General features: G+C 33.7%; 6 protein-coding genes and 1 pseudogene. 6 read left to right on the top strand and 1 reads right to left on the bottom strand.

The genetic code is table 11. The features are described from left to right. Positions 1-232 (top strand): hypothetical protein (locus SPD90_RS08865; protein ID WP_320924992.1); only part of this gene is annotated, 232 nt, incomplete at its 5' end. Between the two features lie 71 nt (positions 233-303). On the opposite strand, the gene SPD90_RS08860 is transcribed toward SPD90_RS08865, so the two are convergent. Then, positions 304-924, bottom strand: a complete 621-nt coding sequence (locus SPD90_RS08860; RefSeq protein ID WP_320924991.1) for a flavodoxin family protein — start codon at positions 922-924, stop codon at positions 304-306. Between the two features lie 459 nt (positions 925-1,383). Between SPD90_RS08860 and SPD90_RS08855 the strand changes: the two genes are divergently transcribed. From SPD90_RS08855 to SPD90_RS08835, 5 genes and pseudogenes are all read left to right on the top strand, one after another. Beyond that, complete coding sequence (locus SPD90_RS08855; protein WP_320625344.1) at positions 1,384-1,923, top strand: helix-turn-helix domain-containing protein; 540 nt, start codon at positions 1,384-1,386, stop codon at positions 1,921-1,923. A gap of 59 nt (positions 1,924-1,982) precedes the next feature. Then, the gene (potA, locus tag SPD90_RS08850) at positions 1,983-3,035 is read left to right on the top strand and encodes a spermidine/putrescine ABC transporter ATP-binding protein (RefSeq protein WP_320924990.1); all 1,053 of its coding nucleotides are present in this window, start codon (positions 1,983-1,985) and stop codon (positions 3,033-3,035) included. Positions 3,036-3,054: 19 nt separating this feature from the next. Then, positions 3,055-3,900 carry an ABC transporter permease gene (locus tag SPD90_RS08845; RefSeq protein WP_320626471.1) on the top strand — a complete coding sequence of 282 codons (846 nt, stop codon included), beginning with the start codon at positions 3,055-3,057 and terminating at the stop codon, positions 3,898-3,900. 98 nt (positions 3,901-3,998) lie between these two features. Next, the gene (locus SPD90_RS08840; protein WP_331680261.1) at positions 3,999-4,679 is read left to right on the top strand and encodes an ABC transporter permease; all 681 of its coding nucleotides are present in this window, start codon (positions 3,999-4,001) and stop codon (positions 4,677-4,679) included. Positions 4,680-4,775: 96 nt separating this feature from the next. After that, positions 4,776-5,144: pseudogene (locus SPD90_RS08835) on the top strand (PotD/PotF family extracellular solute-binding protein); the annotation flags it as partial.

Genomic DNA, 5,144 nt, shown 5'->3' with positions numbered 1-5,144 from the left:
ATATTCAGACGAGCAAATAGTCAATTACAACAAGAAAATAGATTCGTTTAACTCAAAAATTAAAAGCTATTGTCAGACAAAATCAAACGTGAAATTTATAGATACGACAAGTGGATTTGTCGCTTCGAATGGATATTTAATTAACTGTGAGTCTGATGGACTTCATATAGCTTGGGATTTTAATAGCAAGTATTTTAACAATATAAAACAAGCGATTATCGAGGCTTATTAGATTTTTGAATGTACATATAAATAGCTCCCACAGTAATAGAATTTATTACTATGGGAGCTTTTGCTGTCTAATTATCTTATGAAACTAGTTTTTATTTTGTCCTCTTTGATTGGCATTTGAACGCCGGCTTTTTTACCTGCTTCTATAGATTTTAGTAACCAAGCCATGTTTCTACCTAGAGTTCTCATTATTTGAAGGCCTTCAAGGTCTTGCATAACGTCTTCTGGAGTGTTTCCGTGAACCATGTTCCAGTAGCATGAGCTTACTAAAGGCATGTTAGATATTGTAAAATGTTTAGATAATTGGTCTAAAGTTGCTGTAGTACCAGCTCTTCTAGCACTTGCAACTACTGCAGCTGGTTTGTATTGTAGAGCTGCACTTGATGAGAAGAACAATCTATCCATAAATGAAGTTATCATACCTGATGCAGATGCATAGTGAACTGGAGAGCCGACTATGATTCCGTCTGCTTCTTTTGCTTTAGATGCGCATTCGTTTACAGTATCGTCGAATTTGCATTTTCCTGTTTTTCTGCAGAAGCCACATCCCATACATCCTGCGATTGGCTTGTTTCCAACGTGGAATATTTCAGTTTCTATGCCTTCTTCGTTTAGTGCTTTAGCGACTACGCTTAAAGCTGTGTAAGTACATCCTTCTTTCTTTGGACTTCCATTTATTAGTAAAACTTTCATAAATTAATACCCCCTTGATATGAATTGTTGTTTTTGAAATACAAATATTATTATATCAGTTATTTTATGGAAAATACACGATTATATAAAAAATAGAAATTTGGGAATAATAAGGATAGAGGATTGATTTCAAAAAAATTATTTTATAACAAAAAATATTTATTAATCAAAAAAATTACATATACTAAATTGTAAGATTAATATTATAAACATAAATAGGAAAATTTAACCTTAAAAACGTTGAGATTTAAGTATTTTTTATCTTTTATATTAAAAATATATTTTTTCTGTAAAAACATTGAATTTTAGTCGGGATTGCTATATAATATCAATGTTAGTTTAGTAATTTTAAACTTTAAGTTTAGAAATAAATAAAAAATAGTTTAACAATATAAGAAAAAAGTTTACTTTTAATAAGAATTATTTTAATTTAAAACTATAAGTATGGGAGGCCTAAATATGGATATTGGGAGCAAGATAAAGAGTATGCGTATGGAAAAGCAGTTAACCCAAGAAGAATTGGCCAACAGATGTGAGCTTTCGAAGGGATTTATATCGCAACTTGAAAACAACCTTACATCTCCATCGATAGCGACTTTGATCGATATTTTGGAGATTTTGGGGACGAATTTGAGGGAATTCTTTAATGAGATAGACCCAGAGAGAATAACTTTTAAGAAGGAAGATATGTTTGAGACAGACGATGAGGAGTTAAAATACCATTTGAAGTGGTTGATTCCAAATTCGCAAAAGAATATGATGGAGCCGATTATTATAACTTTGCATCCAGGAGGACAATATAAGGAAGAAAAGCCACATGAGGGAGAGGAATTCGGATTTGTGATTGCTGGAAATATTTTACTACACTTGGGTGACAGAGTTAATAAGGTAAAAAAGGGTGAGAGTTTTTACTTCAAGCCTAGAATGAATCACTATATATCAAACCCTGGAAAGACTCAGGCTAAGGTGATATGGGTGAGCACTCCGCCATCTTTTTAGAGTTATGATGACGGACATGAGCAAGACACAAAAGTAAGAGAAGAGGTGTATAGAAAATTATGGCAAATTCAGAAAATATTATTGAGTTAAAAAATATAACAAAACAATACGACGACCTTGTTGTACTAGATAATTTAAACCTTGATATAAAGAAAAACGAATTTTTAACTTTATTGGGACCTTCAGGATGCGGGAAAACAACTACTTTAAAGATAATAGCTGGTTTTGAGCATGCTGATGTAGGTGAAGTGATGTTTGAAGGGAAAAATGTAAACGACATACCACCTTATCAAAGACAGGTAAATACAGTTTTCCAAAAATATGCATTATTTCCACATATGAACGTGTATGAAAATATAGCTTTTGGGCTAAAAATAAAGAAGATGGATAAAAAAACAATAGACACTAAGGTCAAGGAAATGCTAAAGCTTGTGGCACTTGAAGGCTTCGAGAAGAGATCAGTAGAGTCGCTAAGTGGTGGGCAACAACAGAGAATCGCCATAGCAAGAGCGCTAGTTAACGAGCCAAAGGTACTTCTTTTAGACGAACCTCTAGGAGCACTTGACTTAAAGTTAAGACAGGAGATGCAAAGAGAGCTTAAAAAAATCCAACAAAAATTAGGAATAACTTTCGTATTCGTAACACACGACCAAGAGGAAGCACTTACAATGTCAGACACAATCGTAGTTATGAACAAAGGTAAAATTCAACAAATGGGGACACCACAAGACATCTACAACGAACCTAAGAACTCATTTGTAGCGAAATTTATCGGAGAAAGTAATATAATAGACGGAATTATGCTTGAAGACTACAAGGTTAAATTCTGTGATAGAGAATTTGAATGCGTGGACTTCGGATTTGATAAAAACGAAAATATAGAAGTCGTAATAAGACCAGAGGACATCAAGATGGTCGACCCAGAAAAGGGAATGATAAAGGGACTAGTGACATCTGTTGTGTTCAAAGGTGTTCATTATGAAATAACTGTAGAAGAAAACGGAAGAACTTGGTATCTTCACAACACAAAAATGGCAGAAGAAGGAAGTATGCTAGGTATGGACATATACCCTGAAGATATACATATAATGAGAAAGGTAATCGACGAATAATTTATCGAGGTGAGTGATAATGAAAAGACAAAAATCTCAATCAAGATTAGCAACTCCTTACGTTATATGGAGTGCGCTTTTTATAGTAATACCTTTAATATTAATAGTTTTCTTCAGTTTCACAACACAAGTAAACGGTAGCTATGTGTTCACACTAGATAATTTTCACAAATTTTTAGCGCCAATGTACTTCAAGGTTGTCAAAAGATCGCTAACTTTGGCGGTTATATCTACAGTTTTATGTTTAATAGTAGGGTATCCAACAGCCTACTTGATCACTAAGGCAAAACCTAGCAGAAGAGGGACATTACTTCTACTTTGCATATTGCCTATGTGGATGAATTTCCTACTTAGAACTTACGCTTGGGCAGCTCTTTTAGGAAAAAACGGATTTATAAATACTCTACTTGGAGCTATAGGCCTTGGACCTATAAATATATTATACACAGACACAGCTGTTTTATTAGGTATGGTTTACAACTTCCTACCATTTATGATACTGCCAATACACACAGCTCTATCAAAAATGGACCAAGATTTAATAAACGCAGCAAAGGACCTTGGAGCAAATGGTGCCCAAGTCTTCACAAAGGTAATATTCCCACTTAGCTTACCTGGAGTTGTATCAGGGATTACGATGGTGTTTATGCCAGCTGTATCAACATTCGTAATATCAAAGCTTCTAGGTGGAGGACAATATTACTTAATAGGAAACTTAATCGAACAACAATTTATGTCAGTAGGAGATTGGCATTTTGGATCAGCAATATCAATATTCATGATGATCATAATACTTATCTCTATGGCAATAATGAATAAATACAGCAACGGATCAGACAAGGAAGGCGGTGGATTACTATTATAAAGAAAATTTTTTCAAACGGATATTTATTTTTGGTGTATGTATTTTTATACCTACCAATAGTTACTTTAGCAGTATTTTCATTTAATAATTCAAAATCCATGGCTGTCTGGAACGGTTTCACATTGGATTGGTACCACACTTTATTTGAAAATGAGAGAATGATGACGGCTCTTTACTATACATTATTAGTTGCGGTGATAGCGACAATTATATCGACTATAGTTGGAACTATAGCGGCTATAGGAATACACAAAATGAGAAACGGCAGAAAAAAAGACATCTTGCTTAATGTAAACTATCTGCCTGTTTTAAACCCAGATATCGTAACTGGGGTGTCTATGATGACTCTATTTGTATTTTTAAGTGTAAATTTTGGTATGACTACGATGCTTTTATCTCACTTGGTGTTTGATATACCATATGTAATACTATCTGTTCTACCAAAATTAAAACAACTACCTGCAAATATAGAGGAGGCGGCGCTTGACTTAGGTGCGACACCATGGTACGCACTTAGAAAAATAATTTTACCACAAATAAAACCAGGTATAATATCTGGGGCGCTTATGGCGTTTACAATGTCTATAGATGACTTCGTAATAAGTTTCTTCACAACAGGAAACGGTGTGACAAACTTATCAATAGAAATTTACTCAATGACAAGAAGAGGTATAAGTCCTGAGATAAACGCGCTTTCTACATTGATGTTTATAGTGGTTTTAGCATTGCTTATAGCTTCTAACGTGATTGGAAATAAAAAGGCCGCCGTTGAGAATTAGGCTGTGGCTGAATGGATGGCGATCAGACGCTTAGGAGATTGGAACAAAATTAAAAATAATAAATAAATTTTTGATAAATAAGGGAGGTTTCTAATAATGAAGTTAAAAAAATTAGTTGCATTAGCATGTACATTTGTGATGACAGCAAGTATGTTAGCTGGATGTGGAGGTTCTAAAAAATCTAGTGAAGTTCTAAACATATACAATGTGGGGGATTATATAGATCCAGCGCTAACTGAGAAATTCACTAAAGAAACAGGAATAGAAGTAGTTTACGAAACTTACGACACTAATGAAGGTATGTACCAAAAATTAAAGAGTGGTTCTTCAAATTACGATTTAATTTTCCCATCAGATTATATGGTGAATAAATTAATAAATGAAGAAATGGTACAAGAAATAGATTATAAAAATATACCAAATTACTCACAAATAATGGATTCTTTCAAACACCCAGTTTACGAT

It is taken from the genome of Intestinibacter sp. (genome assembly GCF_034113885.1).
GTDB lineage: Bacteria > Bacillota > Clostridia > Peptostreptococcales > Peptostreptococcaceae > Intestinibacter.
This window is presented reverse-complemented; position numbering and strand designations above follow the sequence as displayed.